The following is a 23,730-nucleotide window of genomic DNA, read 5'->3' on the forward strand; positions in this document are numbered from 1 at the left end:
GCGCAGGGGCCGCGCATACTCGGTCAGCAGCGCGGGGCTCCGTCCTTCCTCTCGTCCGCCACAGGGGCCTTGGCGGCGAACGGCTCCGGCGCCATCAGGAGAACAAAGGTCAGTCCGGCGCCGAGCGCCATGAGCAGCCACTCTCCGAGACCCGCGGCGAAGCCTGCGAGCGCCGAGACCCAGACGGCTGCGGCGGTGGTCACGCCGTGGATCGAGCGCCCGCATGCCGGGTGCATGATCACCCCGGCGCCGACGAACCCGACCCCCATCAGCACCCCCTGGAGCACGGTGCTGATCACCCGCGCGTCGTCGCTGTGGAGCCGCATGGCGATGACGCCGGCCATGGCCCCGGCTGTGGCGATCAGCGCGAAGGTGCGCGCGCCAACGAAGCGGATTCGTCGGGATCGCTCGAGCCCGATCAGAAAGCCCACGGCCGCCGCAGCGACGACCCGAAGGACCACGTCCAAATCAGACATCAGCGCCCTCCTCGCGCAGGACGGTCGCGATCAGCGGCGCCAGCGGGATTGCGTTCGTGGCGTGCGGCACGGCATCGGTGGAGACGACGCGGGCGGAAGCGCCAGCGACTTCGGACAGGGCGTCGCCCCCGAAGATCGCGTGCACAATGGCGCAGATCGGAGGGGGGAAGCCCCGGATGCCCAGCTCGCGGGCCGCCGCCGTCAAGGTGCGCCCCGAAGACGCAATGTCATCGATCAGCACCGGCTGGCGGCCTCCGTAGCCGCTGAGGTCGGGAAAGGTGATCCTCACGTCGCGATCGCCAAGGCGCTCCTTGCGCAAGACGACCACCGGAGCGTCAGCGGCCGCGGCCACTTCCGACGCCCATTGCTCACTCTCGCTGTCGGGCCCGATCACCAGCGCGTTTGGGGCTTCAGACCGGATCCAAGCGCCAAGCAGGTCCGCCGCATGAAGGGTCACACAGGGGATGGTGTAGAGCTCGCTGAGCGTCTTGAAGCGATGAAGATGAGGATCGACGGTGATCAGCCGGTCGAACGCGCCCGAAATCAGGCGCGCGAACGCACGTGAGGTCACCGCCTCCCCCGCCTTGAACGCCTTGTCTTGCCGCATATAGCCGAGGTAGGGCGCGACCAGCGTCACCCGCTTGGCCCCCTGCTCACGCGCGGCCGCAGCGACGAACAGGAGCGTTAGGATGAGGCTGTCGATGCGCGCCAGGCTGCAGACGACGTCGACCTGGCGGCCAGCCGGGTCGTCTAAAATGCGAACGTAGTGCTCGCCGTCGGGGAACTGCCGCGTCTCGAGGCGCCCGACCTCGGCGCCGGCGGCCTCAGCGAGCTTGGCGGCGAAGGCTTCATGGCCAGGCAGAGCCAGGATGAGACGCAAGGTCAGGCCTCCAGTTGCACGATGTCGGGGTTGGCCGCGGCGAATTCGAGCGCGTAGGCCAGCTCGCCTTGGGCCTCGGCGTGCACCGTCATAAGCGGTTGTCCCCGTGTCAGCTCATCGCCCAGTCGCGCGTGCAGCATCACCCCTGCGGCCTTTGCGTCCGGGGCGCCGGCAAGCTTCGCAAGCTTGGCCAAGGTGCGGTTGTTGATGCTGGTCACCCGCCCCGTGCGGCTTGCCAGAACAGGGTGCGTGAGGGTCGCCTTTGGCGGCCGCCGCAACCCACCCTGGGCGTCGCAGATGGCCTGAAACTTGGCCCACGCCCGTCCGTCCGCGAGCGTGGTCTCGGCAAGCGCGAAGCCTGCCCCGGCGGCGGTTCGGCCCGCGAGTTCGAGCGCGGCACCGGCCAGCATGCACGCGCGCCGCCGTAGGTCCTGCGGAGCCTGGGCGTCGTTCTTCAGCACGGCCACCAGGTCGTGCGCCTCCAGCGCGGGACCGATCCCGCGCCCCACCGGCTGCACGCCGTCGGTCATGACACATCGCAGCTCGACCCCGAAGACGCGCCCGACCTCCGTCAACTCCGCGGCGAGCTCAGCCGCCGCCTCGTCCGTCCTGACCTTGGCGGTCGCACCGACCGGGATGTCGATCACGATATGGCTCGACCCGGCGGCGATCTTCTTCGACAGTACCGAGGCAATCAGTTGGCCTCGCGTGTCGATGTCCAGCACCCGCTCCACCCGGATCAGGATGTCGTCGGCGGGGCTCAGGCGGACGGAGCCGCCCCATACGAGGCAGGCGCCCTCCCGTTCCACCACCTGCCGCATGGCCGCGACGTTTAGGTCGACGGGCGCGAGGGTCTCCATGGTGTCGGCCGTTCCGGCTGGACTGGTGATCGCGCGCGACGATGTCTTCGGCATCAGCAGACCGTGCGACGCGACGATGGCCACGACGATCGGGGTGGTGCGATTGCCCGGAAGCCCGCCGACCGAGTGCTTGTCGATGACGATCGGCGACGGCCAGGTCAGCCGCTCGCCGACCTGGATCATCGCGCGCGTGAGGCCGACCGTCTCCTCGAGGTCCAGGGGGAACGCCGAGCAGGCGGTGAGGAAGGCGGAAAGGTGAACGTCCGTGTAGCGTGCGGCGGCGACGTCCCTGACGATCGACTGGAGCGCCGCCAGATCGAGCCGCTGTCCGTAGATCCGACGCCGGACCGCCGAGAGGGAGCCAAGGGGCGGCGGATGGCGCACGGCGAGCTCCGCCCCCTCAGCGATGCCCAGCCGCGCCCAGGCGGCTTCCGATAGGCCCGCTTCCCCATGGCCAAGAAGGCTGTCGGACACCTGGTACAGAAGCGCGAGCACCTCGCGCCCATTCGCCATTAGCAACACCTGCGAGCGCGGGCCGAGACCCTCGGAGCGGCAGACGTGGCAGTCCGAACGCATGAGCACGACGGCGTCGTCCTGGGTGAACAATCCCAGCCGCCGAGCCTTCAGGGTCGGTGTGGGAGAACGGGGTTGCGCCTCCGCAGTCACGACAGGCCGTAGGCTTCGTCCTGAGAGGAGATCGTGCAATCCCACCCCAGGTCCGCCTCAATGCGCGCCTTCAGTCCAACTGGGCCGTCATCCTCCCCGTGGACTATGAACGTCCGGGCCGGCGGGCGCGTGAAGCCGGCCAGCCACCGCATGATCTCGTCCACGTCTGCGTGGGCCGAGAGCATTGGGAGGTTCGCCACCTCGGCTCGAATGGGGATCCACTGCCCGTGGATCTTCACTTCGCGGGCGCCCCCGAGCAGCGCCTGCCCGCGGGTTCCGGCCGCTTGATAGCCTGAGAAGAGCACGGTGTTGCGGGCGTCGGGGCCGTACGCCTTCAGATGGTGCAGCACGCGCCCGCCGGTCGCCATGCCGCTGGCCGATATGATCACCTTGGGCATGCTGTTGTGGCTTAGAGCCTTCGACTCCTCGACGTCGCGCGTATAGGTGGCGACCTCGCAAGACGCCCGGCAGACATCCTCGGCCAGCTTGTGATCGGCCCCATGGCGACACAGAAGTTCGGTGGCATCAGTCGCCATGGGACTGTCGAGATAGATCGGCGTCAAAGGCAGCGCCCCATCCTGCTTGAGTTTCGACAGCAGGTAGAGCAGCTCCTGGGCGCGTCCGACCGCGAAGGCCGGAATCACGACAGTGCCGCCCCGGGCGGTCGTGCGCTCGATCACCTTCAGCAGCGCTTGCGCCGGCGCCACCGGATCGTGATGCCGGTCGCCATAGGTGGACTCCACGATCAGGTAGTCGGCGTGCGGTACGGGCTCGGGATCGGGCGTGATGGGATCGTCATAGCGGCCGAGGTCCCCCGAGAAGACGACAGTCTTCCCGCCCCACCTAACCTCAACGGTTGCGGCGCCGAGGATGTGGCCCGCGTAGCGGAACGTGGCCGTGGCGCCATGTCCAAGGTCCACCGCTTTGCCGAACGCGACCGGCCGGAGCTGGCCAATGGCGCGTTCGGCGTCATGCTTGCCGTACAGCGGGAGCGCCGGCTTGTGCTTGGAAAAGCCATGTCGGTTCGCGAACTCGGCGTCGCTTTCCTGGATCTTGGCGCTGTCCAGCAGCAGGAGTTCCGCGAGATCTGCCGTTGCCGCCGAGCAGTAGATTGGGCCTCGGAAGCCCTCTCGCACCAGCCGTGGCAGATAGCCGGAGTGATCGAGGTGCGCATGGGTCAACACCACGGCGTCGATGGAGGCCGCCTCGCGGGACAGCGGCTCCCAGTTCTTGAGGCGCAGGGCCTTCAGACCCTGGAACAGCCCGCAGTCCACGAGCAGGCTTCGCCCCCCAAGCTCAAGCAGGTGCTTCGAGCCCGTCACCGTTCCCGCGCCGCCTAGCGACGTCAGCGTCAATTTGGCCATGCGCCCTCCGATCCTTGCTAAAGGATACGCGCTCTGTCAGCGGCGCCCTTGTCCCAGATCAAAGCCGCGCCCGCTCGGCCCTTCAGGTGACAAAGACGGGCGCGAAACCGCCGCCCGGCGTGCGGAAGTTCGTTGTCTGCCCCTGATAGACCCGCGCCGCCGTCATGAGCGGCGAGCCGGCGTAGGTGTAGAGACGCACATCAAGCTTCAGCGCCTGAACCTGGCCGTTGATCTTGATGCGGCGCTCGGTCGGCGCGGCCAGTTCCTGGGCGATATAGCCGCCGCGCTGCACCTCCTCCCACACCCCGCGGGTCATCTTGTCCCCGCGATAGACTGCCTTGCCGCCGTGGCCGCCCGACGGTTTGAAGAAGTAGCGTTTGCGAGCCGACCACAGCTCCTGCGCGGTCTCAGCGCTCACCAGGATCGTTCTAGGCACCGCCGAAAGACTGCGCCGCTGGACGGGCGACAGCCGCCAGCGCGCGGGCGCGGCGGGATCGGACAGCACCGTCAGATTGCGCTTGTCCGCGAGGAGGGCGTGGTTGCGTGGATTGGGCGTAAGAACGACCGCACCCGCTGTGTAGGCGTCACGCAGCGCCTGATGGCGCTCGCCATGCAGCGCAAAATCGACCAGCCGGTTGTAGACCAGATCGATCGCTTCACCGCCGCGCCGTAGCTGGCCCTCGGCGAAGGACAGCTCTGCAGGATCGACGATCATGGCGTTGACGCCGCGCCGTTCGAACGCGCGCTGGGCGAGAAGGAACTCAGGGTAGAGGTACTGCTCCGCGGGGCGCTCGTCGACGATGGCGATGGTGCGCGGTTGACCGGCGCGGCCCTGAGACCGCCACTCCTGCTCGAACATCTGCCACACGGCGGCTTCGAAATCCGCGGCTGGCGTCAGTTCGATCGCGTCTCTGGCCTCGCGGCAGCACGCGCGCTGGGCCCGGGCGAGGAAGGCGTTCAGAAAGGCCCCGCCGGCGTTGGTGTTAACTTCGATCAGCTTCGGCCCGCTCGCGCCGAGATGGAAGTCGTACCCCATGAAGACGCCGCGAGGCCCGAAGTCTTGCCGCGCGATCTCGGGCGCCCAGGCAATCACCGCCGCCTGGTAGGTGGGGTCGCTGGCGGCCGCCTCGATCGCGTCGACGACCGCAAGCATGGCGTCCAGGTCGGCGCGCGCGAGGAACACCGGCATTTCGGCGAATAGATGCGGCCGGGCCTCTAGCAGAACTGCAGCGAGGTCGGCCTCCCGTGCTTCCGTCTGGATCGCCGCGGAAAGGCCGGCGCGATCCAGGGTGACGCAGAAGCACTCGCGGTTGAGCACGGCGTCGCGGTTCTCGGCGCCGGCCTCATCAGGAGTCATGCGAAGCCTCCCCGGCGGGCGCGCGCGCAACCTCAGCGAGGACGGCCGACGTCACCGCGACCAACCAGACGAGCACCGGCAAAACCAACAGCCACCGGAAATCCGACCCGAGGGCGAAGTTTGCGGCGCTCATCACCGCCACGGACAGGAGCCCAGCCGCGCCGAGCAGAAGAACGTCGCGAATGTGCACCACCCTCCCGTGGGCCAGACGAAGGGCCAGGCCGATCAGGAGCAGGCCCAACGCGGCCATCTGCCCGCCCAACACGAGGAAGACGAGGTCCAGCCACCGCTCAAATCGCGGGATTAAAGCCCCGAGCTCCCCGGCCGCTGCGCCGAGAAAGCGAAGATCTTCCGGCAGGAGCGGCGGCCGGAACCCCACGAAGTATGCGCCGAGCCCCAGCTGGTACGCCCCGCAGGCGCCGATCGCGATGACCGCGGCGCGGCGGGACCGCCCGCGCACATCCCCGATGCGTGCTCCAGGTTCCGACACGGGCGGGCCGGGCGGCCGCGACCCGTGGCAGAGCGCCTCAGCCGCCAGACGGTGGGGTGGCGCGGCCTTGAGTGTGGTCAATGCCATGTCCTCCGTGGCCCTTGTGCATGAACAGGTGCATCAGCGGACAGGCGAGAAAGAGCAGATACGGCGCGATGCCAAGCGCGTGACCCCAGTGCGCGCGCAGCAGCCAGAAGCCGGCGGCCGAGGCGATGGCGACCAGTGTCATCAACAAGAAGCCCTTCAAGTCGAAGGTCATGGCGAATTCTCAATGCGTCGAGCTCGGCTCGGGTGGGCGATCAGCGCCGCCGCCCCGCGGCCCGATCGAGCGCGCTAGTCGCACGCGGTCGGGCCGTGATGGAGGCAACCTCTGAATCACATGATCCACCGGCGTCACGCCAGGAGCCTTGACCATCGTCAAACCTGCTCGCGCACTGCGGGGGGCAGGATAGAGCAAAAAAGCCGATCCACGCCAGGCGCTGCCCGAGCCCGCCGGGCTTCCCGCTTAGCGCTTAGGCGTGCGGCCGCCGTGGCGATCCAGCCAGGACTGCAGCTCCGCGATCTCCTTGCGCTGCATGTCCGCGGTCTTCTGCGCCATCTTCTTGATCTCGGCGTCGTCGCCGTGCTGCTGGACGACGCGCGCCATGTCGATACCGCCCTGGTGATGCTGGATCATCTTGAGAGCGAAGGCGCGATCCGGGTCGGCGTCCTCTGCGGCCATCATCTTCTGATGCATGCCCTGCATCGACTTCATGTAGTCCTGCTTGGCCATGGCGCCGTGCTCTCCGCCATGACCCTGGTGCTGGCCGGCTTGCTGCGCGAGCGCAGGCGCGGCGGCGAGCAGCGAGGCGGCGGCGGCTAAGATCGCGATCCGGTTCATTCGGTGGGTCTCCTCAAGGATCAGTGGAAGGTCTGAAGGGCGGCTTGGCACGCCTGCTCGCAGCGCCGGCAGGATTCGGCGCAGATCCGGCAGTGCTCATGCATGCTGGCATGGCGCTCGCACTCCTCGGCGCAGAGGCGGCAGGCCTCTTCGCAGGCGCGGAGCACGCTCTGAATGATTGGCTCGTTGGAGCCCGTGCGGCGCGACGCGATATGTCCAGCGGCCGAACAGAGGTCGGCGCAGTCGAGGTTCAGGCGGATGCATTGGGTGAGTTGGGCGACCATCTCCTCGCCGAGGCAGGCGTCGGCGCACGAGGTGCAGATCTGAGCGCAGTCGAAGCACTCTTCAATGCAGCGGATCAAGCTGTCATTGGTGTTGCCGCGCACGTGCGGGTGCGTACTGATCATCTGATGGGCATGCATCGACGGCTTCCGTATGCAGGTGGATGGCCGGTCAAACCGCGCGATCCAGCGGCGGTTCCTTGCTGGAAAATAAAAGCGGCCTTCTTCCGCAAGGTTGAGGGGGACGCTGTCTGCGCGCGTACTTGAGGGCGCCGAACGTCCCTTTGTTGCTCCGCCAGCGAGGCTGCCCAGGGAGATTGGACTTCTGGAACCGATCTCGGCCGTTGGGTGGTGGAAAACCGAGGCGCTTGACCTTCCCATGATGGGAAGGCCCACTTCACTTGGGCATAGACGTTCAGGAGATCAGGATATGCCCGAGACAACCCTCGAACCGATCGACATTCCGGTTCTCGGCATGACCTGCGCCAGCTGCGTGGGGCGCGTCGAGAAGGCCATCAAGGCCGTGCCGGGCGTCGCCAGCGCGGCGGTGAACCTGGCGGCGGAGCGCGCGCACGTGGAACTGGCGGACCCCGGCCGGACCCCGGCCGTGATCGAAGCCATCCGCAAGGTCGGCTACGAGCCGCTCGAACGCAGCATCGAGCTCAAGGTCGCCGGCATGACCTGCGCCAGCTGCGTCGGCCGGGTGGAACGGGCGCTGCGCGCCGCGCCCGGCGTGATCTCCGCCCAGGTGAACCTCGCGACTGAACGGGCTCAGGTGCAGGTGCTGGAAGGGACCGACCTCGGCGCGCTCACCGCCGCTGTCGCCAAGGCCGGGTACGACGCGAGACCCACGGCGGAGGCCACGCCAGAGCTCGCCGATCGTGAGCGCGAGGCGCGCGAAGCCGAGATCGAAGGGCTCAAGCGCAACGTCATCATCGCCGCCACCGCAACGGCGCCGCTGTTCCTTGTCGAGATGGGCCGTCACTTCGTCCCCGGCGTCCACCACTGGCTGGCGGGCGCCATCGGAGAGCAGCCCTGGCGGTTGGCGAGCTTCGCCCTCGCCGCGTTCGTGCTGTTCGGCCCGGGCCTGCGCTTCTACCGCAAGGGGGTGCCGAACCTGGTTCGCCGCACCCCCGACATGAACTCCCTGGTGGTGCTGGGGGCGAGCGCCGCCTTGCTCTATTCAGTGGTGGCGACCTTCGCGCCCGGCCTGCTGCCAGCCGGCGCGGACCACATCTACTACGAGGCCGCCGCCGTCATCGTGACATTGATCCTGGTGGGCCGGCTGTTCGAGGCCCAGGCCAAGGGGCGCACCAGCGAGGCCATCAAGCGGCTGATGACCCTGCAGGCCAAGACGGCGCGTGTTGAGCGGGAGGGCGTGGCGCTCGAGGTGCTGATCGGCGAGGTCCGCGTCGGCGACCTCGTCCTCGTCCGTCCCGGCGAGCGGATCCCCGTCGATGGAGAGGTGGTGGGCGGCGGCTCCTTCGTGGATGAGTCGATGATCACGGGTGAGCCGATCCCGGTGGAGAAGGCCGCCGGCGCTGCGGTCGTCGGCGGCACCGTCAACAAGACCGGCGCTATCCGCTTCCGCGCCACCAAGGTCGGCGCCGCGACCATGCTGTCCCAGATCGTCCGCATGGTGGAGGCCGCGCAGGGCGCCAAGCTGCCCATCCAGGCGCTGGTCGATCAGGTCACGTCCTGGTTCGTGCCGGCCGTCATAGGCATCGCGATGCTCACCTTCGCGGTTTGGCTGCTGTTCGGCGCCTCGCCCGCTTTGAGCTTCGCGCTCGTCAACGCCGTCGCCGTCCTGATCATCGCCTGCCCCTGCGCCATGGGCTTGGCCACGCCCACCTCGATCATGGTCGGCACGGGTAAGGCGGCTGAGCTCGGGATCCTGTTCCGGCGCGGCGAAGCCCTGCAGAGCCTGCGCGACGTCCAGGTGGTGGCCTTCGACAAGACCGGCACCCTGACGCTGGGCCGCCCTGCCCTGACCGATCTTCAGGTCACGGTCGGACGTAACGAAGCCGAGGTCCTGCGCCTGGTCGCCGCCGTTGAGGCCTCGTCGGAGCATCCTGTTGCGCAGGCGATCGTCGACGCAGCCAAGTCCCGCGAACTCAGCATCCCGCCCGCGGAGGATTTCCAGAGCATCCCCGGCTTCGGCGTGGCGGCGCAGGTGGAGGGCCGCACCGTCGAAGTGGGCGCCGACCGGTACATGACCCGGCTTGGCATCTCGGTCGCCGCCGTGTCCGCGGAGGCTGAGCGCTTGGCGCGCCAGGCCAAGACCCCGCTCTACGCGGCGATCGACGGGGAACTGGCGGCGATCATCGCCGTCGCCGACCCGGTCAAGGCGACGACGGCTGCGGCGTTGCAGGCCTTGCACGCGCAGGGCTTGAAGGTGGTGATGATCACCGGGGACAACGCTCGGACGGCCAACGCCGTCGCTGAGCAGCTCGGACTCGACGACGTCGTGGCCGAGGTGCTGCCGGACGGCAAGGTCGTGGCGGTTCGTGATCTGCAGGCCCGTTTCGGCCGCCTGGCCTTCGTGGGCGACGGGGTCAATGACGCCCCGGCGCTCGCCGCAGCCGACGTCGGGATCGCCATGGGCGCTGGCACGGACATCGCCATCGAAAGCGCCGACGTGGTGCTGATGCGCAGCGACCTGCGGGGCGTTGCCAGCGCGCTCGCGCTCAGCCGGGCCGTGCTGCGGAACATCCGCCAGAACCTCGTCTGGGCGTTCGGGTACAATGTGGTGCTGATCCCCGTCGCCGCCGGCGCCCTTTACCCCGCCTTCGGCCTGCTGCTGTCTCCGATGGTGGCCGCTGGCGCCATGGCGCTCTCCAGCGTCAGCGTCCTGACAAACGCGCTTCGCCTGCGAGCCTTCCGCGACGCCGCCTTCCAAGGAGCACGGCCATGAACATCGGTCAGGCCTCGAAGGCCTCGGGCGTCACCACCAAGATGATCCGCTACTACGACGAGATCGGCCTGGTGCGCCCCGCGAGCCGGACCGACTCCAACTATCGCGAGTACGACGCCCGCCAGATCAACGAGCTTCGCTTCATCAAGCGCGCGCGTAGTCTCGGCTTCTCGATGGACGAGATCACGCAACTGCTGTCGCTGTGGCGGGATCGCGAGCGGCCGAGCCGCGAGGTCAAGGCGATCGCTGACCGGCATGTGGCCGATCTCGACGCCCGGATCGCCGAAATGCAGGCCATGGCCGACACCCTGCGGCACCTGTCGCACTGCTGCGCCGGCGACGATCGTCCGGAGTGCCCCATCCTTGCCGACCTGACGGCCGGAGCCGAGCCGACGACGCCGCCGGAACGAGTCAAGGCAAGAGCGCGGTAAGCTTAGCTGAGGCAAAGACAGGCTTACTGGCAATACTCGGAACTGCGAGCGCAATACAGAGTTGACGGATCGCTCACCCGTTGTTGCGGGTTGAAACATTCCCATCGCTGTAATCTTGCGCAGGAACGGCCAAATGTCACACAAACTATCCCACGGCTGGAGGGATGTGCCCATCCAGGAACTGGCGGGTCAGTATCTCTCCGGAGAGGGTCTAACATTCGATTTCGATGCCGGTCGCGAACGCTACGACTATCAGGTCTCGATCGGGGATGAGGGCAACGACGCCCTCGTCGGGCGCGGCGACCGCGACCACTTCTGGGGACTCGGCGGCAACGACCTGCTGAGCGGAGACCGCGAAAACGACGTGCTCTATGGCGACTCCGGCGCCGACACCCTCAGCGGGGGCGACGGCGCCGACCGGCTCACGGGCGGCATGGACGGAGACCGGCTCTTTGGCGGCAGAGACGCTGACGCCCTGATGGGCGGCACGGGCAACGACTACCTCGACGAGGGCGCCGGCCACGGCGATCTCGAGGGCGGGATGGGCGACGACACGCTGGTCGGCGGCCTCGGACCCGACGCCTTCGCGGTCGACCCCACCAGCGGCAACGATGTGATCCGCGACTTCACTGCGGGTCCCGGCATGTTCGACCACCTCGCGCTGCGGGACCTCCGGTGGGAAGACCTAAGCTTCGAAGATTCCCCGGCGGGTGTGCGTGTCAGCTGGCAGGGCGGCTCCGTGCTGCTGGAGGGCGTGCGTCAGGCGGATCTCGCGCAGGACGACTTCATGTTCGCGAACGCGCCGGATCTTCCGCCCGCCTCGCGCCCGGCGACGGCGCCGACCCCCGAGCGGCCCACACCCAGCGTCGAGGGTCCGGACCCTCGGCACGGCGACCTGCCAGGCGAGCGTTTCGACCAAGCCGCCGACGCGGCGATGCGGGATGGTGATGTCGCGCTCACCTTTACGGGCGACGAAACCTACCAGGTGCTCGTCGGCGAGCGGGAAGCCGATCAGCTGACCGGCGGGGAGAGCGTCGACAACATCTTCGGTCGGGATGGCGCCGACACTCTGCTGGGCGCTGGCGGTGACGATGTACTGCAAGGTGATGCGGGCGACGACCGACTGGAAGGCGGCGACGGCATGGATCGCCTCGACGGCGGCATGGGCGCGGACACACTGACCGGCGGCGCCATGGTCGACGACATCATGGGCATGGAGGGCGCGGACTCGATCGACGCCGGCGCCGGCCACGACATGATCGAAGGCGGCATGGGCAACGATACCATCACCGGCGGCACGGGGGCCGACGCCTTCATCGTCGATCCGCACAGCGGCTTCGACGTCGTCACCGATATGGAAGTCCGCGGTGAGGCGCAGGGCGCGTTCGACCACCTCGCGCTGCGCGACATCCGGCCGGATCAGGTGTCCGTCGTGGATCGCGCGGAAGGGGCGTTCGTCTCCTGGAACACCGACCGCGACGCCGATCCGGAAGGCGGCGTCTTGCTGCTGGGCGTCTTCAAGGCGGATCTCCGGCAGAGCGACTTCATGTTCATCGATGAGCCCGGCTTCGTCCCGGGGATCAGCACCGCCGGTTCGGATTGGATTTTCCCGGCGTAAGCTGCCAGGGTTCACCTCTCAGATCGTCGCCTCGTCGTCCCAAGGGCGGCGAGGCGATGCATGGGCGACGCGCGAAGGCAGCCTCAAGCCCTTCGCGATCCAATGGCGCGCGTTCTGGCCGCGGCCCTCCGCCATCTCGATCCGGGCGGCCGGGCCGAGGTGGGCAGCCGCGCCGCCCACAACAGCGAACCGTCCGCAGCCTCCCCCGTCGCCAGTCATTCCGCCCGGCACACCAGGCGCTTACCGCACCTGTTCGTGGATGAGGTTGCCGCTGGGCAGCGGGCGGAGAATCTCCGCCTCCGGCCTCCGCAGGTTGAGCCAGTCGAGGCCTTTCGCGCGCGGCAACACCACCACCTGCCGGTCATGGTACGGCGCGATGTCCGGTCCCGGCGATGTGGTCAGCATGGCGAAGGCGCCCTCCTTCACCAGGCCTGCGATCCAGAACCAGGGCTCGCCGACGAGGGTGAAGAGGTGCTTGTCCTTCAGCCGCTGCTTAGGATCGTCGGACTTGGTGAACTCGTAAAAGCCGTCCGACGGGATCAGGCAGCGGTCGCTCTTGGCGAAGCTGCGTCCTTCCGACCGGAAGTTGAACACGGGCTTGCCGCTGGACGACTTCCAGGCCCAAGGCGTGACGGAAAGCTCCACCCCCTCCGAACCGCCGCGGATGATCGGCGCCGTCTGGTTCGGCCGAATGTCGTCGTAGGGCGGGTAGTTCGGGGTGGCGTCGCCCGCGAACCGCAGCGGGATCTTCAGCTGACTGAACTCCTCCCGGAGGGTGTCAGGCGACTTCGTGTAGCGGTAGTCGTTGCACATCCTCGACTAACGCCCCGGGCGCAGCAGCGGTCCCCGACCGGCGCTCTTGTCAGGTCGCCGCCTCATGCGCCATGGCCGCGGCGGCCAGCTGATCGCCCTCGGTGACGCGACCGGCGGCTTTGCGCTCGCTGTAGCGATCGACCAGATAGTCCGCGCGATCGCGGGTCAGGAGGGTGAACTTGTAGAGCTCCTCCATCACGTCGACGACGCGGTCGTAATAGGCGGACGGCTTCATCCGGCCCGCCTCATCAAACTCCTGGTAGGCCTTGGCCACCGAGGACTGGTTGGGGATGGTGATCATGCGCATCCAGCGGCCGAGCAGGCGCAGGGTGTTCACGGCGTTGAAGGATTGCGAGCCGCCGGACACCTGCATCACAGCCAAGGTGCGCCCCTGGGTCGGCCGCACGCTGCCGATCTCCAGCGGGATCCAGTCGATCTGCGCCTTCATGATCCCGGAGATCGCCCCATGGCGTTCCGGGCTGCACCACACCTGGCCCTCGGACCATTGTGAGAGCGCCCGCAGCTCCTGCACCTTCGGATGGTCCGGCGACACGGCGTCGGGCAGCGGCAGGTCCCGCGGATCGAAGATGCGCGTCTCGGCGCCAAACCGCTGCAGGATGCGGGCGGCCTCCTCCGTCAGCAGCCGGCTGTAGGACCGTTCCCGCAGCGAGCCGTAGAGCAGCAGGATGCGCGGCGGGTGAGTCGCCGCCGTCGGCGCGTTCAGCTTCTCCAGGCTTGGCGTGTCGAGGAACTGCGGCTGCAGGGCGGGGAACTCAGTCATCTGGACCTCGAACGCGGTGGAACCGACTTCAAACTGTCGTAGATTTCCTATATTGTCGAAATATGGAAACCAAGCCTGCCGTTGCAAGCCTGTCCGCCCTCGCGCACGAGGTTCGCCTGTCCACCTTCCGCCTCCTGGTGCAGGCGGGACCTGACGGCCTGCCAGCCGGCGAAGTGGCCCGCCGTCTGGGCGTGCTGCCGAACACCCTGTCGGCCAGCCTCAATGTGCTCAGCCACGCCGGCCTGATCGCCTCGCGCCGTGACGGACGCTCGATCATCTACACCGCCAACTACGACGCCATGCGCGAGTTGTTGGCCTTCCTGATGGAGGACTGCTGCGGCGGTTCGCCGGAGATCTGCGCGCCGCTCGCCGCCATCGCCAGCCAGTGCTGCGTGGCCGAAGGCGCCCGAGCCTGAGGAGCCCACCGTGAGCGACAAGACCTACAACATCCTCTTCCTGTGCACCGGCAACTCGGCCCGATCGGTCATCGCCGAGGCGCTGATGAACAAGGAGGGCCGCGGCCGCTTCAACGCCTACTCGGCGGGCTCGATGCCCACCGGACGGGTCAATCCGCACGCCCTGTCGATCACCCGAGCCCTTGGCTTCGAGGACACGGCGTTCCGCTCCAAGTCCTGGGACGAGTTTGCGAAGCCCGGCGCCCCGCCGCTCGACTTCATCATCACCGTCTGTGACAACGCCGCGGGCGAGGTCTGCCCTGTGTGGCCGGGCCAGCCGATGACCGCCCATTGGGGCGTGCCCGATCCGGCTGCGGTCCAGGGCTCCGAGGCCGAGATCGCCGCCGCCTTCTCCGAGACGGCGCGGATGCTGGGCAACCGCATCCGCATCTTCCTCAGCCTGCCGCTCGCTTCGATCGACCGCATGTCGTTGCAGACGAAGCTGGCCGAGATCGGCCGAACCGTCGACGATCCCCAGTCCGCCCAATGACCACTATCGAGCCCCCCGCCCCATCCAAGGGGCCCAAGGCCATGTCCCGCTTCGAGCGCTTCCTGACCCTTTGGGTCGCGCTCTGCATCGTGATCGGCGTCGGCCTCGGACACCTCTTCCCGTCGGTGTTCCAGGCCATCGGCTCGGCCGAAGTGGCCAAGGTCAATCTGCCGGTGGCGGTGCTGATCTGGCTGATGATCATCCCTATGCTGATGAAGGTCGATTTCGGCGCCATGCGCCAGGTCGGCCAGCACTGGCGCGGCATCGGCGTGACCCTGTTCGTCAACTGGGCGGTGAAGCCGTTCTCGATGGCGGCGCTGGGGGCCGTCTTCATCGGCTACCTGTTCCGCCCCTATCTGCCGGCGGGCGAGATCAACAGCTACATCGCCGGCCTGATCCTGCTGGCGGCGGCGCCCTGCACGGCGATGGTGTTCGTCTGGAGCAACCTGACGCGCGGCGAGCCGCACTTCACGCTCAGCCAGGTGGCGCTGAACGACGCGATCATGGTTGTCGCCTTCGCGCCCATCGTCGGACTGCTGCTCGGCCTATCCGCCATCACCGTCCCCTGGGAGACGCTGCTGCTCTCGGTCGGGCTCTACATCATCGTCCCCGTCGTCCTGGCGCAGCTCCTGCGGAGCGCGCTCCTCAAGCGCGGCGGCGAAGCCGAGCTGCAGCGCGTGCTCGGCCGTGTGGGTCCCGTCTCGCTCACCGCCTTGCTGGCCACCCTGGTCCTGCTGTTCGGCTTCCAGGGCGAACAGATCCTCACCCAGCCGGCGATCATCGCCATGCTGGCCGTGCCGATCCTGATCCAGGTCTACGCCAACTCGGCGATCGCCTACCTGCTCAACCGCCTCACCGGCGAAGCCCACTGCGTCGCCGGCCCATCCGCCCTGATCGGCGCCAGCAACTTCTTCGAACTCGCGGTCGCCGCCGCGATCAGCCTGTTCGGCTTCTCCTCCGGCGCGGCGCTCGCCACAGTCGTGGGCGTGCTGATCGAGGTGCCGGTGATGCTGACCATCGTCGCCATCGTGAACCGGTCCAAGGGCTGGTACGAGCGGGGCGCGGCCGTTCAACGGGTGGCGGCGCGCTGCGCCCCGCCGATCACGAGGTGAGCTGCATGTCCGACTTCCCGATCACCATCTTCCACAACCCGGCCTGCGGCACCTCCCGCAATACCGTCGCAATGGTCAAAGCCGCCGGCTACGAGCCGGAGATCGTCGAGTACCTGCAGGTTGGCTGGACGAAGCCGCAGCTGCGGGAGCTGCTCGCCGCCAGGGGCGCCAAGCCGCGCGAAATCCTGCGCGAGAAGGGCACGCCGGCCGGCGAGCTCGGCCTGCTTGACCCGCACGTCAGCGACGATGCGGTCCTCGACGCCATGGTCGAGCACCCGATCCTGGTGAACCGCCCGATCGTTGTCACGCCGAAGGGGGCAAAGCTCAGCCGGCCTTCGGAAGCGGTCTTGGACCTGCTCGATCGCAAACCGCAGAGCTTCACCAAGGAGGACGGCGAGGTGGTGGAGGTCACGCGCTGAACCAACCGCGGCTGCGGCCCGCGGGGCACCGTCGACGTACCCGTCACCGAGCTGCGCGCGGCGGCTTAACAATGATCTACCGAGCCAGCCTTCGAGCGTGCCCGCGGAGATCAGATCGTCTTCGGCTAACCGGACGCGTCTGCCCCCAACGAAGACACTTCGTGAGCGTACCGTCTAAGCACGGGCGGGGGAGGATTGGTGGGCGCGGGCTATCTGACGTCGATAACAATATTTCATGTGACAGTCACAGACGGGGACGTCATATCTCCGACATGCGGGTCCTGCTCGCCCTCCTGGCCCTCGTCGGCCTGCTGATCAGCCCGATCGCGGCCTCCGCCGCGGCGCCGGCGTGCCTGCATCATCACGACGCGGCGCAGATGGCCGCGATGATGGGCATGGCGGGTCCGCAGGACGCCGGCAAAGCCGGCGGCATGCCCTGCTGCGACGACGATGCCGGTAAAGCCAAGCCGCACGACAGCCAGGCCTGCGCCCAGGCCTGCGCGGTCGTCTGTGGGGTGAACGTCGCCCTGCCCGAAGCGCCGGCGGAGCTCGCACTCACCGTGGTGCACGCCCGCTTCGAGCCGGCGGCGCCGGTGCCCTTGCACGCCCACGGTCCCCCGGGCCTGAAGCGACCCCCCAAGCACCACGCCTGAAGCCAGCCGCGCCCGCGGCTAGGGATGCCCTGTTCGCGACGAGCCGGCGATCAAGCCGCCTCGCGAGGACCGGGCCGACTGCTGCGCGACCGCGCAGCCTCGCTCAATTCCTTTCAGGTGAATGCAACATGCAACGCTTCAAGCTGATTTCGGCGGCCCTGGCCGCCCTGACGATCACTGGTCTTTCGACCGCTGCGTCCGCAGCGGCAGCAGGTGACGACGGCTACGTCATCCGCACCGTCCGATCGCCCAACGGCAAGGACCCTTTCGTGCGCATCGTAAAAGTCCCGAAGACGCAGGCCGTCGCCAAGGCTTCGGACTGCCCCATGATGAAGGACGACGCCGCCATGAGGGCGATGTGCCACCGCATGATGGGCGACCATCGCGCCGTCGCGCCGACCCCCAACGGCTGACCGGCTCCCGATCGCTTTCGAGTATCCCCTCTGCGGGAGACGGAGGGGCGCCGGCGGCATAGCTTGCCGCCGGCGCCTTCCCCAACATGGGTTCCCACATGCGTCCAATTCGACTTGCCCAGCTGTGCGTTGCTTCGGCGGCTGCTAGCCTGCTCAGCACGGCGCAGGCCAAGAGCAGCCCCCTGACCTACGAAGAGGCGCTCGCGCGAGCGCGCCAGACCGCTCCTGCGGTTGCCGCCGCCGACCTCAAGGCGCGGGCGGCTCGGAGCAGCGCGGTCGCGGCGGGACGTCTGCCGGATCCTCAGCTGAGGTTCGGCGTCGAAAATTACCCGATCTCCGGTCCCATGGCGGGCCGTTTCGGCGCCGACGAGATGACCATGGCGACAGTCGGCGTCATGCAGGAGTTCCCGAACGCCGGGCGGCGGCGCGCGGAGGCGGCGGGCGCCCGCGCCGATGTCGCCATGGCGGAAGCCCAACGGGCGGTCACAACACGTGAGGTCCAGCTCGGCGCGGCGCTGGCTTGGGTCGATCTGCACTACGCCCAGAGCCGCCTCGCGGCCTTGGATGCGATCTTGCGGCAGATCGAGCCGATCTGGCGCTCGGCCCCGGCGGGCGTGGCGTCGGGCGCGGACCGTCCGGCGATGGCGCTCGCTCCGATCCGCGCGCGAGCCGCCTTGCAGGACCAGCGCGATGAGCTCGCGGCCGCCGCCGAGCGGGCGAAGGCCGAGCTGTCACGCTGGACCGGCGACCTGGACCCAGCCGTCGCCGGACCGCCGCCCTCGCTCGACATCGAGCCGGCGAGTCTGCGGGCCGGCCTTGAGGCGCATTCCACCCTGCGGGCCTACGACTCGGCGCGATCGAGGGCGCAAGCGGATGTGGACGCCGCGCGGGCGGCAAAGCGCCCGGACTTTGCGCTGGAGGCCAGCTACGGGCGCCGGGACCGGATGTTCGGCGACATGGTTTCGGCCGGTGTGACGGTGCGGCTGCCCCTCTTCGCGGGTCAGCGGCAGGATCCGCTGATCGCCGCGCGGCGCGCCGATGCGGCTCGGGTGGATGCGGAGGCGGAAGTCGCGCGCCGCACCCTGCGCGCCGGGCTCGACGGAGATCTCGCCGACCACCTGATGCACCATGAACAGTGGATGCGGTCCAAGGATGTCGTTCTGCCCGCGGCGCAGCGGCAAGCTGATCTGGAGACCGCCAGCTACGGCGCCGGGCGCGCGGGGCTCGGCGACGTCCTGCAGGCCTTCACCGAATTGGCCGAAGCCCGGCTCACCTTGCTCGAACGCGAGGCGGCAGTGGCCCGCGACGCGGTGCGCATCACCCTCACCTATGGAGCCGACGCGCCATGAGCATCCCCATCACGCGCGCGCAGCTGGCGGCCGGGGGCATGATCCTGCTCCTGCTGGGCGGCGCCGGCGGCTACGGCCTCTCGAGGCTGAGCTCATCCGACAAGCCGGCGCCCGCCCCAACCAGCGCCGGCCGCCAGGTGCTCTATTGGTACGACCCGATGGTCCCCAGCCAACGGTTCGACAAGCCAGGCAAGTCCCCGTTCATGGACATGCAGCTGGTGCCGAAATACGCCGACGAGGCGGGGGCGGACGCCGGCGTGCAGATCGATCCAGCGAGGGTCCAGAGCCTCGGCGTGCGTCTGACGACAGCCGAACCGGGGCGCCTGCCTAGCGAGATCACCGCCCCGGGGGTCATCGACTTCAACGGGCGCGACCTCGTGGTCGTCCAGGCGCGCGCCGGCGGCTTCGTGCAGCGTGTCTATGCGCGTGCGCCCGGCGACATCATCGCCGCGGGCGCGCCGCTCGCGGACGTGCTCGTGCCGGAGTGGGGCGGCGCCCAGACGGAGTTCCTGGCGGTCCGCCGCACCGGGGATGCAGCCCTGATCGCGGCAGCGCGCCAGCGCCTGGCGTTGCTCGGCATGTCGCCCAGCCTGATCGCCTCGGTCGCACGCAGTGGTCGGCCGCAGACGGTCGTCCGCATAACTGCCCCGGGTGGCGGCGTGATCCGAACGCTGAGCGTGCGCAATGGCATGACGGTGAGCCAGGGCCAGACGCTCGCTGAGATCAGCGGGCTGGGCAGCGTCTGGCTCAACGTTTCGGTGCCGGAAGCCACGGCCGGCCAAGTCCGCCCCGGACAGGCCGTGACGGTCACGCTCACGGCCTTTCCGGGCGAGCAGTTTGTCGGGCGTGTCTCAGCCATCCTGCCGGAAGCGGCCGCCGAGAGCCGCACCCTCACCGCGCGGGTGGAACTGCCGAACCGCGGCGGGCGCCTGCGGCCGGGCATGTACGGACAGGCGCAGTTCGCGGGCGCCGCCTCGCCCGCGCTGCTTGTCCCCTCCGAAGCGGTGATCCGGACTGGTCGCCGCGCACTCGTCATGCTGGCCCAGCCTGGGGGACGATTCCGGCCTGCCGAGGTGCAGGTCGGCCGCGAGGCGGGAGACCGGACCGAGATCCTGGCAGGTCTCCAGGCGGGCGAACAGGTGGTCGCCTCCGGCCAGTTCCTGCTCGACTCAGAGGCCAGCCTTGCCGGCGTGCAGGCGCGGCCGATCCAGCCGAGGCCGCCCGCGGCGGCCCCACCGACCGCCTACGAGACGACCGGACGGCTCGAGCGGTTGCACGGCCGGTCGATCACGCTCAGCCACCAGCCCGTCCCAGCCTTGCAGTGGCCGGCGATGACCATGAGCTTCACCCTCGCCGACCCGAAGTTGGCCGAGGGTCTGAAGACCGGCGATCAGGTGCGCTTCGCCTTCGACCAGGCTGGCGGCGTGCCCACCGTGCGGCGGATCGCCAAGCTGGATACGCCCCGATGATCGCCGCCCTTATCCGCGCCTCGGTCCGGGGGCGGTTCTACGTGCTGATCGCGGCCGCCGGCCTGTTGCTGGCCGGGCTCTGGGCGGTCCGTTCCACGGCGGTGGACGCGCTGCCTGACCTCTCCGACGTCCAGGTGGTGATCCGCACCAGCTACCCGGGACAGGCGCCTCAGCTCGTCGAGAACCAGGTCACCTATCCGCTCGCCACTACCATGCTCTCGGTCCCTGGAGCCAAGACGGTGCGGGGCTATTCCTTCTTCGGCGACAGCTTCGTCTATGTGCTGTTCGAAGACGGGACCGACCTCTACTGGGCGCGGTCGCGGGTGCTGGAATATCTCAACCAGGTGCAGGGGCGGCTCCCCGCGTCCGCCAAGCCGGCGCTTGGACCCGACGCCACGGGCGTCGGCTGGATCTACGAATATGCCCTGGTCGATCGCAGCGGGCGACACGACCTCGCCCAGCTTCGCAGCCTGCAGGACTGGTTCCTGCGCTATGAGCTGAAGAGCCTCCCGGGCGTCGCCGAAGTGGCCAGCGTCGGCGGGATGGTCCGCCAGTATCAGGTGGTCGTCGACCCGACCAAGCTCGCCGCCTATGGCGTCACCCACGCTGAGGTGGTCGATGCGCTGCGTAACGCCAACCAAGAAGCCGGTGGTTCGGTCCTCGAACTCGGCGAGGCCGAATACATGGTCCGCTCAGGCGGCTACCTGGCGAGCCTCGACGACTTCCGCGCAGTGCCTCTGCGCGCAGCGCCGGGCGGCGTACCGGTGCGCCTCGGGGACGTCGCCACCGTGCAGGTTGGACCGGAGATGCGGCGCGGCATCGCCGAGTTGGATGGCCAAGGCGAGGTGGCCGGCGGCGTGGTGATCCTGCGCTCTGGAAAGAACGCCCGCGAGACCATCGGGGCGGTGAAGTCGAAGCTGGCCGAGCTGAAGGGCAGCCTTCCGGCCGGCGTCGAGGTCGTGACGACCTACGACCGGTCGCAGCTGATCGACCGCGCCATCGCCAACCTGACGCAGAAGCTGGTCGAGGAGTTCATCGTCGTCGCGATCGTCTGCGGCCTCTTCCTCTGGCACGCGCGCTCGGCGCTGGTGGCGATCCTCACCCTGCCGCTCGGCGTGCTGGCGGCGTTCCTGGTGATGCGCGGCCAGGGCGTGAACGCCAACATCATGTCGCTGGGCGGCATCGCCATCGCTATCGGCGCCATGGTCGACGCCGCCGTGGTGATGATCGAGAACGCGCACAAGCACCTCGAGCGGTGGACGCATGACCATCCCGGCCAGACGCTCCGCGGCAAGGACCGTTGGGAGGTGGTGACCGAGGCAGCCGCAGAGGTCGGGCCGGCCCTGTTCTTCAGCCTGGTGATCATCACCCTGTCCTTCGTGCCGGTGTTCACACTTCAGGCGCAGGAGGGCCGGCTGTTCGCGCCGCTGGCTTTCACGAAGACCTACGCCATGGCGGCCGCCGCGATCCTGTCGGTGACCCTCGTGCCGGTGCTGATGGGCTACCTGATCCGCGGTCGCATTCCCGCCGAGCAGGACAATCCGCTCAACCGGGCGCTGACCCGGGCATACCGGCCAGCGCTCGACTGGGTCCTGGGGCGACCCAAGACCACGCTGTTGCTGGCGGCCTTGGCCTTCACCACGACGGCCTGGCCGCTCAGCCGCCTGGGCGGCGAGTTTCTGCCGTCGATGGACGAGGGCGACCTGCTCTACATGCCATCAGCTCTCCCCGGCATTTCCGCCGCCAAGGCCGCCGAGCTGCTGCAACAGACGGACCGGCTGATCCTCACGGTCCCTGAGGTGAAGACCGTGTTCGGCAAGGCCGGACGGGCGGAGACCGCGACCGATCCCGCTCCGTTGGAGATGTTCGAGACCACCATCCAGTTCAAGCCGCGCAACCAATGGCGGCCGGGCATGACGCCTGAGAAGCTGGTGGAGGAACTCGACCAGACCGTGAGAGTCCCCGGCCTCGCCAATGTCTGGGTGCCGCCGATCCGCAACCGCATCGACATGCTGGCGACCGGGGTGAAGAGCCCGATCGGGGTGAAGGTCTCCGGGCCAAACCTCGCCGAACTCGACCGCATCGCTGGGCGCATCGAAGCGGTCGCCAAGACCGTGCCGGGGGTGAGCTCCGCCCTCGCCGAGCGCTTGACCGGCGGACGCTACGTCGATGTCGACATCGACCGCGCCGCCGCCGCGCGCTTCGGGCTCAACATCAGCGACGTGCAGGCCATCGTGTCTGGCGCGATCGGCGGCGAGACCGTCGGCGAGACGGTGGAAGGCCTCGCCCGCTATCCGATCAGCGTGCGCTACCCGCGCGAGCTGCGTGACAGCCTGGAAGGCCTACGTTCGCTGCCGATCGTCACGCCGGCCGGGCAGCAGATCACGCTCGGAACCGTCGCCCGTGTGCAGATCGCCGACGGCCCGCCGATGCTGAAGACGGAGAACGGCCGCCCCTCAACCTGGGTCTATGTGGACGTGCGTGGACGCGACCTCGCCTCGGTGGTCGGCGACCTGCAGAGGGCGGTCGCCCGTGACGTGAAGCTCACGCCGGGGGTCAGCGTCGCCTACTCGGGCCAGTTCGAGTACCTGCAGCGGGCGGCCGATCGGCTGAAGATCGTCGTGCCGGCGACATTGGCGATCATCTTCCTGCTGCTCTACGTGACCTTCGGCCGCTTGGACGAAGCGGCGCTGATCATGGCCACCCTGCCGTTCGCGCTGACCGGCGGGATCTGGGCGCTTTATCTGCTCGGCTATCACCAGTCGGTGGCGACGGGGGTGGGCTTCATCGCCCTGGCCGGCGTCTCCGCCGAGTTCGGGGTGGTGATGCTGATCTACCTGAAACACGCCCTTCAGGAACGCGGTCCCGATCCCAGGCCCAGCCAAGTCGCCGAGGCGGTGCGCGAAGGCGCGCTGCTTCGGGTGCGACCGAAAGCGATGACCGTAGCCGTCATCCTGGCGGGCCTCTTCCCCATCCTGATCGGCCATGGCGCCGGTTCGGAGGTCATGAGCCGGATCGCCGCGCCCATGATCGGCGGCATGCTCACCGCCCCCTTACTTTCTATGCTCGTCATCCCGGCAGGGTACCTCCTGCTGCGGCGACGGCGCACGGATCCCTCAGCTTTAACCCCTAAAGGAGACTACCCATGAAGCGCGCCTATCTCACCGCCGGCGTCGTCAGCGCCCTCCTCGCTCTGGCCGCCTGCGGTCAGAAGACCGAGACGCAGGCGGAGGCCCCGACGGCCCCCGCCGAACCTGCCGCGGCGCCCGCCGCCACCGACAGCATGTCCGGCATGAACATGGCTTCGGCCGAGCCGGCCAAGACCGCCAAGGCGACCGGCACTGTCACTGCCGTGGATGCGGCGGGCGGCGCTATCACCATCGACCACGGGCCGATCCCGGAGGCCAACTGGCCGGCCATGACCATGGCCTTCAAGGCCGCCCCCGCCCTCACTCAAGGGCTCAAGGCCGGCGACAAGGTCGCCTTCGACTTGAAGCTCGAGAACGGCGGCGGCGAAGTCACCGCGATCCAGAAGCAGTAGGCGCCGCGCTGTCGGACC

General features: G+C 68.7%; 24 protein-coding genes. 13 read left to right on the forward strand and 11 right to left on the reverse strand.

All coding sequences use genetic code 11. The features are described 5' to 3' along the window. Nucleotides 1-23: 23 nt before the first annotated feature. The 9 genes from ACO2Q0_RS18650 to ACO2Q0_RS18690 form a co-directional block, all read right to left on the reverse strand. Entirely contained in the window at nucleotides 24-476 is a 453-nt protein-coding gene (locus tag ACO2Q0_RS18650) for an MgtC/SapB family protein (protein WP_423353026.1), read from the reverse strand. Then, entirely contained in the window at nucleotides 469-1,356 is an 888-nt protein-coding gene (locus ACO2Q0_RS18655) for a ribose-phosphate diphosphokinase (RefSeq protein WP_423353027.1), read from the reverse strand. Before ACO2Q0_RS18655 ends, ACO2Q0_RS18650 begins: the two co-directional genes overlap by 8 nt. A 2-nt stretch (nucleotides 1,357-1,358) precedes the next feature. After that, a complete protein-coding gene (locus ACO2Q0_RS18660; protein WP_423353028.1) occupies nucleotides 1,359-2,927 on the reverse strand; it encodes a thymidine phosphorylase family protein in 1,569 nt (522 codons plus the stop codon). After that, on the reverse strand, nucleotides 2,879-4,246 hold the full coding sequence (locus tag ACO2Q0_RS18665) for an MBL fold metallo-hydrolase RNA specificity domain-containing protein (protein ID WP_423353029.1): 1,368 nt from the start codon (nucleotides 4,244-4,246) through the stop codon (nucleotides 2,879-2,881). The genes ACO2Q0_RS18660 and ACO2Q0_RS18665 overlap by 49 nt, the downstream gene beginning before the upstream one ends. 82 nt (nucleotides 4,247-4,328) lie before the next feature. Further along, nucleotides 4,329-5,603 (reverse strand): hypothetical protein, encoded by a 1,275-nt coding sequence (locus tag ACO2Q0_RS18670; RefSeq protein WP_423353030.1) that lies wholly within the window; start codon nucleotides 5,601-5,603, stop codon nucleotides 4,329-4,331. After that, the gene (locus ACO2Q0_RS18675; protein WP_423353031.1) at nucleotides 5,593-6,174 is read right to left on the reverse strand and encodes a hypothetical protein; all 582 of its coding nucleotides are present in this window, start codon (nucleotides 6,172-6,174) and stop codon (nucleotides 5,593-5,595) included. The genes ACO2Q0_RS18670 and ACO2Q0_RS18675 overlap by 11 nt, the downstream gene beginning before the upstream one ends. Continuing rightward, entirely contained in the window at nucleotides 6,131-6,352 is a 222-nt protein-coding gene (locus ACO2Q0_RS18680; RefSeq protein ID WP_423353032.1) for a DUF2933 domain-containing protein, read from the reverse strand. Before ACO2Q0_RS18680 ends, ACO2Q0_RS18675 begins: the two co-directional genes overlap by 44 nt. A 246-nt stretch (nucleotides 6,353-6,598) precedes the next feature. Continuing rightward, nucleotides 6,599-6,973: a DUF305 domain-containing protein gene (locus ACO2Q0_RS18685; protein ID WP_423353033.1), complete on the reverse strand. Its 375-nt coding sequence runs from the start codon at nucleotides 6,971-6,973 to the stop codon at nucleotides 6,599-6,601. 20 nt (nucleotides 6,974-6,993) lie between these two features. Next, nucleotides 6,994-7,395: a four-helix bundle copper-binding protein gene (locus tag ACO2Q0_RS18690; protein ID WP_423353034.1), complete on the reverse strand. Its 402-nt coding sequence runs from the start codon at nucleotides 7,393-7,395 to the stop codon at nucleotides 6,994-6,996. Nucleotides 7,396-7,684: 289 nt separating this feature from the next. On the opposite strand from ACO2Q0_RS18690, the gene ACO2Q0_RS18695 reads away from it, so the two are divergent. The 3 genes from ACO2Q0_RS18695 (at nucleotide 7,685) to ACO2Q0_RS18705 (ending at nucleotide 12,217) form a co-directional block, all read left to right on the forward strand. Then, a complete protein-coding gene (locus tag ACO2Q0_RS18695; protein WP_423353035.1) occupies nucleotides 7,685-10,168 on the forward strand; it encodes a heavy metal translocating P-type ATPase in 2,484 nt (827 codons plus the stop codon). Further along, complete coding sequence (cueR, locus tag ACO2Q0_RS18700; RefSeq protein ID WP_423353036.1) at nucleotides 10,165-10,599, forward strand: Cu(I)-responsive transcriptional regulator; 435 nt, start codon at nucleotides 10,165-10,167, stop codon at nucleotides 10,597-10,599. Before ACO2Q0_RS18695 ends, cueR begins: the two co-directional genes overlap by 4 nt. 115 nt (nucleotides 10,600-10,714) lie before the next feature. Continuing rightward, the gene (locus tag ACO2Q0_RS18705) at nucleotides 10,715-12,217 is read left to right on the forward strand and encodes a calcium-binding protein (RefSeq protein ID WP_423353037.1); all 1,503 of its coding nucleotides are present in this window, start codon (nucleotides 10,715-10,717) and stop codon (nucleotides 12,215-12,217) included. Nucleotides 12,218-12,457: 240 nt separating this feature from the next. On the opposite strand, the gene ACO2Q0_RS18710 is transcribed toward ACO2Q0_RS18705, so the two are convergent. Beyond that, nucleotides 12,458-13,030: an SOS response-associated peptidase gene (locus tag ACO2Q0_RS18710; protein WP_374470370.1), complete on the reverse strand. Its 573-nt coding sequence runs from the start codon at nucleotides 13,028-13,030 to the stop codon at nucleotides 12,458-12,460. Between the two features lie 49 nt (nucleotides 13,031-13,079). Further along, nucleotides 13,080-13,811, reverse strand: a complete 732-nt coding sequence (arsH, locus tag ACO2Q0_RS18715) for an arsenical resistance protein ArsH (RefSeq protein WP_374470371.1) — start codon at nucleotides 13,809-13,811, stop codon at nucleotides 13,080-13,082. Between the two features lie 62 nt (nucleotides 13,812-13,873). On the opposite strand from arsH, the gene ACO2Q0_RS18720 reads away from it, so the two are divergent. The 10 genes from ACO2Q0_RS18720 (at nucleotide 13,874) to ACO2Q0_RS18765 (ending at nucleotide 23,712) form a co-directional block, all read left to right on the forward strand. Further along, the gene (locus tag ACO2Q0_RS18720; protein ID WP_257817660.1) at nucleotides 13,874-14,227 is read left to right on the forward strand and encodes an ArsR/SmtB family transcription factor; all 354 of its coding nucleotides are present in this window, start codon (nucleotides 13,874-13,876) and stop codon (nucleotides 14,225-14,227) included. 10 nt (nucleotides 14,228-14,237) lie between these two features. Continuing rightward, nucleotides 14,238-14,756, forward strand: a complete 519-nt coding sequence (locus ACO2Q0_RS18725; RefSeq protein ID WP_374470372.1) for an arsenate reductase ArsC — start codon at nucleotides 14,238-14,240, stop codon at nucleotides 14,754-14,756. Nucleotides 14,757-14,797: 41 nt separating this feature from the next. Beyond that, nucleotides 14,798-15,868 (forward strand): ACR3 family arsenite efflux transporter, encoded by a 1,071-nt coding sequence (gene arsB, locus ACO2Q0_RS18730; protein WP_374470373.1) that lies wholly within the window; start codon nucleotides 14,798-14,800, stop codon nucleotides 15,866-15,868. A gap of 5 nt (nucleotides 15,869-15,873) precedes the next feature. After that, nucleotides 15,874-16,287, forward strand: coding sequence for an arsenate reductase (glutaredoxin) (arsC, locus tag ACO2Q0_RS18735; protein WP_423353038.1), 414 nt, complete (start codon nucleotides 15,874-15,876; stop codon nucleotides 16,285-16,287). A 272-nt stretch (nucleotides 16,288-16,559) separates the two neighbouring features. Continuing rightward, nucleotides 16,560-16,940 carry a hypothetical protein gene (locus ACO2Q0_RS18740; protein ID WP_374470375.1) on the forward strand — a complete coding sequence of 127 codons (381 nt, stop codon included), beginning with the start codon at nucleotides 16,560-16,562 and terminating at the stop codon, nucleotides 16,938-16,940. A gap of 128 nt (nucleotides 16,941-17,068) precedes the next feature. Further along, the gene (locus ACO2Q0_RS18745) at nucleotides 17,069-17,353 is read left to right on the forward strand and encodes a hypothetical protein (RefSeq protein ID WP_374470376.1); all 285 of its coding nucleotides are present in this window, start codon (nucleotides 17,069-17,071) and stop codon (nucleotides 17,351-17,353) included. 98 nt (nucleotides 17,354-17,451) lie between these two features. Continuing rightward, nucleotides 17,452-18,702, forward strand: coding sequence for a TolC family protein (locus tag ACO2Q0_RS18750; protein WP_423353039.1), 1,251 nt, complete (start codon nucleotides 17,452-17,454; stop codon nucleotides 18,700-18,702). After that, nucleotides 18,699-20,171 carry an efflux RND transporter periplasmic adaptor subunit gene (locus ACO2Q0_RS18755; protein ID WP_423353040.1) on the forward strand — a complete coding sequence of 491 codons (1,473 nt, stop codon included), beginning with the start codon at nucleotides 18,699-18,701 and terminating at the stop codon, nucleotides 20,169-20,171. The genes ACO2Q0_RS18750 and ACO2Q0_RS18755 overlap by 4 nt, the downstream gene beginning before the upstream one ends. After that, nucleotides 20,168-23,320, forward strand: a complete 3,153-nt coding sequence (locus ACO2Q0_RS18760) for an efflux RND transporter permease subunit (protein ID WP_423353041.1) — start codon at nucleotides 20,168-20,170, stop codon at nucleotides 23,318-23,320. Before ACO2Q0_RS18755 ends, ACO2Q0_RS18760 begins: the two co-directional genes overlap by 4 nt. After that, complete coding sequence (locus ACO2Q0_RS18765) at nucleotides 23,317-23,712, forward strand: copper-binding protein (RefSeq protein ID WP_423353042.1); 396 nt, start codon at nucleotides 23,317-23,319, stop codon at nucleotides 23,710-23,712. The genes ACO2Q0_RS18760 and ACO2Q0_RS18765 overlap by 4 nt, the downstream gene beginning before the upstream one ends. The last annotated feature ends 18 nt before the right edge of the window (nucleotides 23,713-23,730 follow it).

Source organism: Phenylobacterium sp. VNQ135 (assembly GCF_049445735.1).
Lineage (GTDB): Bacteria > Pseudomonadota > Alphaproteobacteria > Caulobacterales > Caulobacteraceae > Phenylobacterium.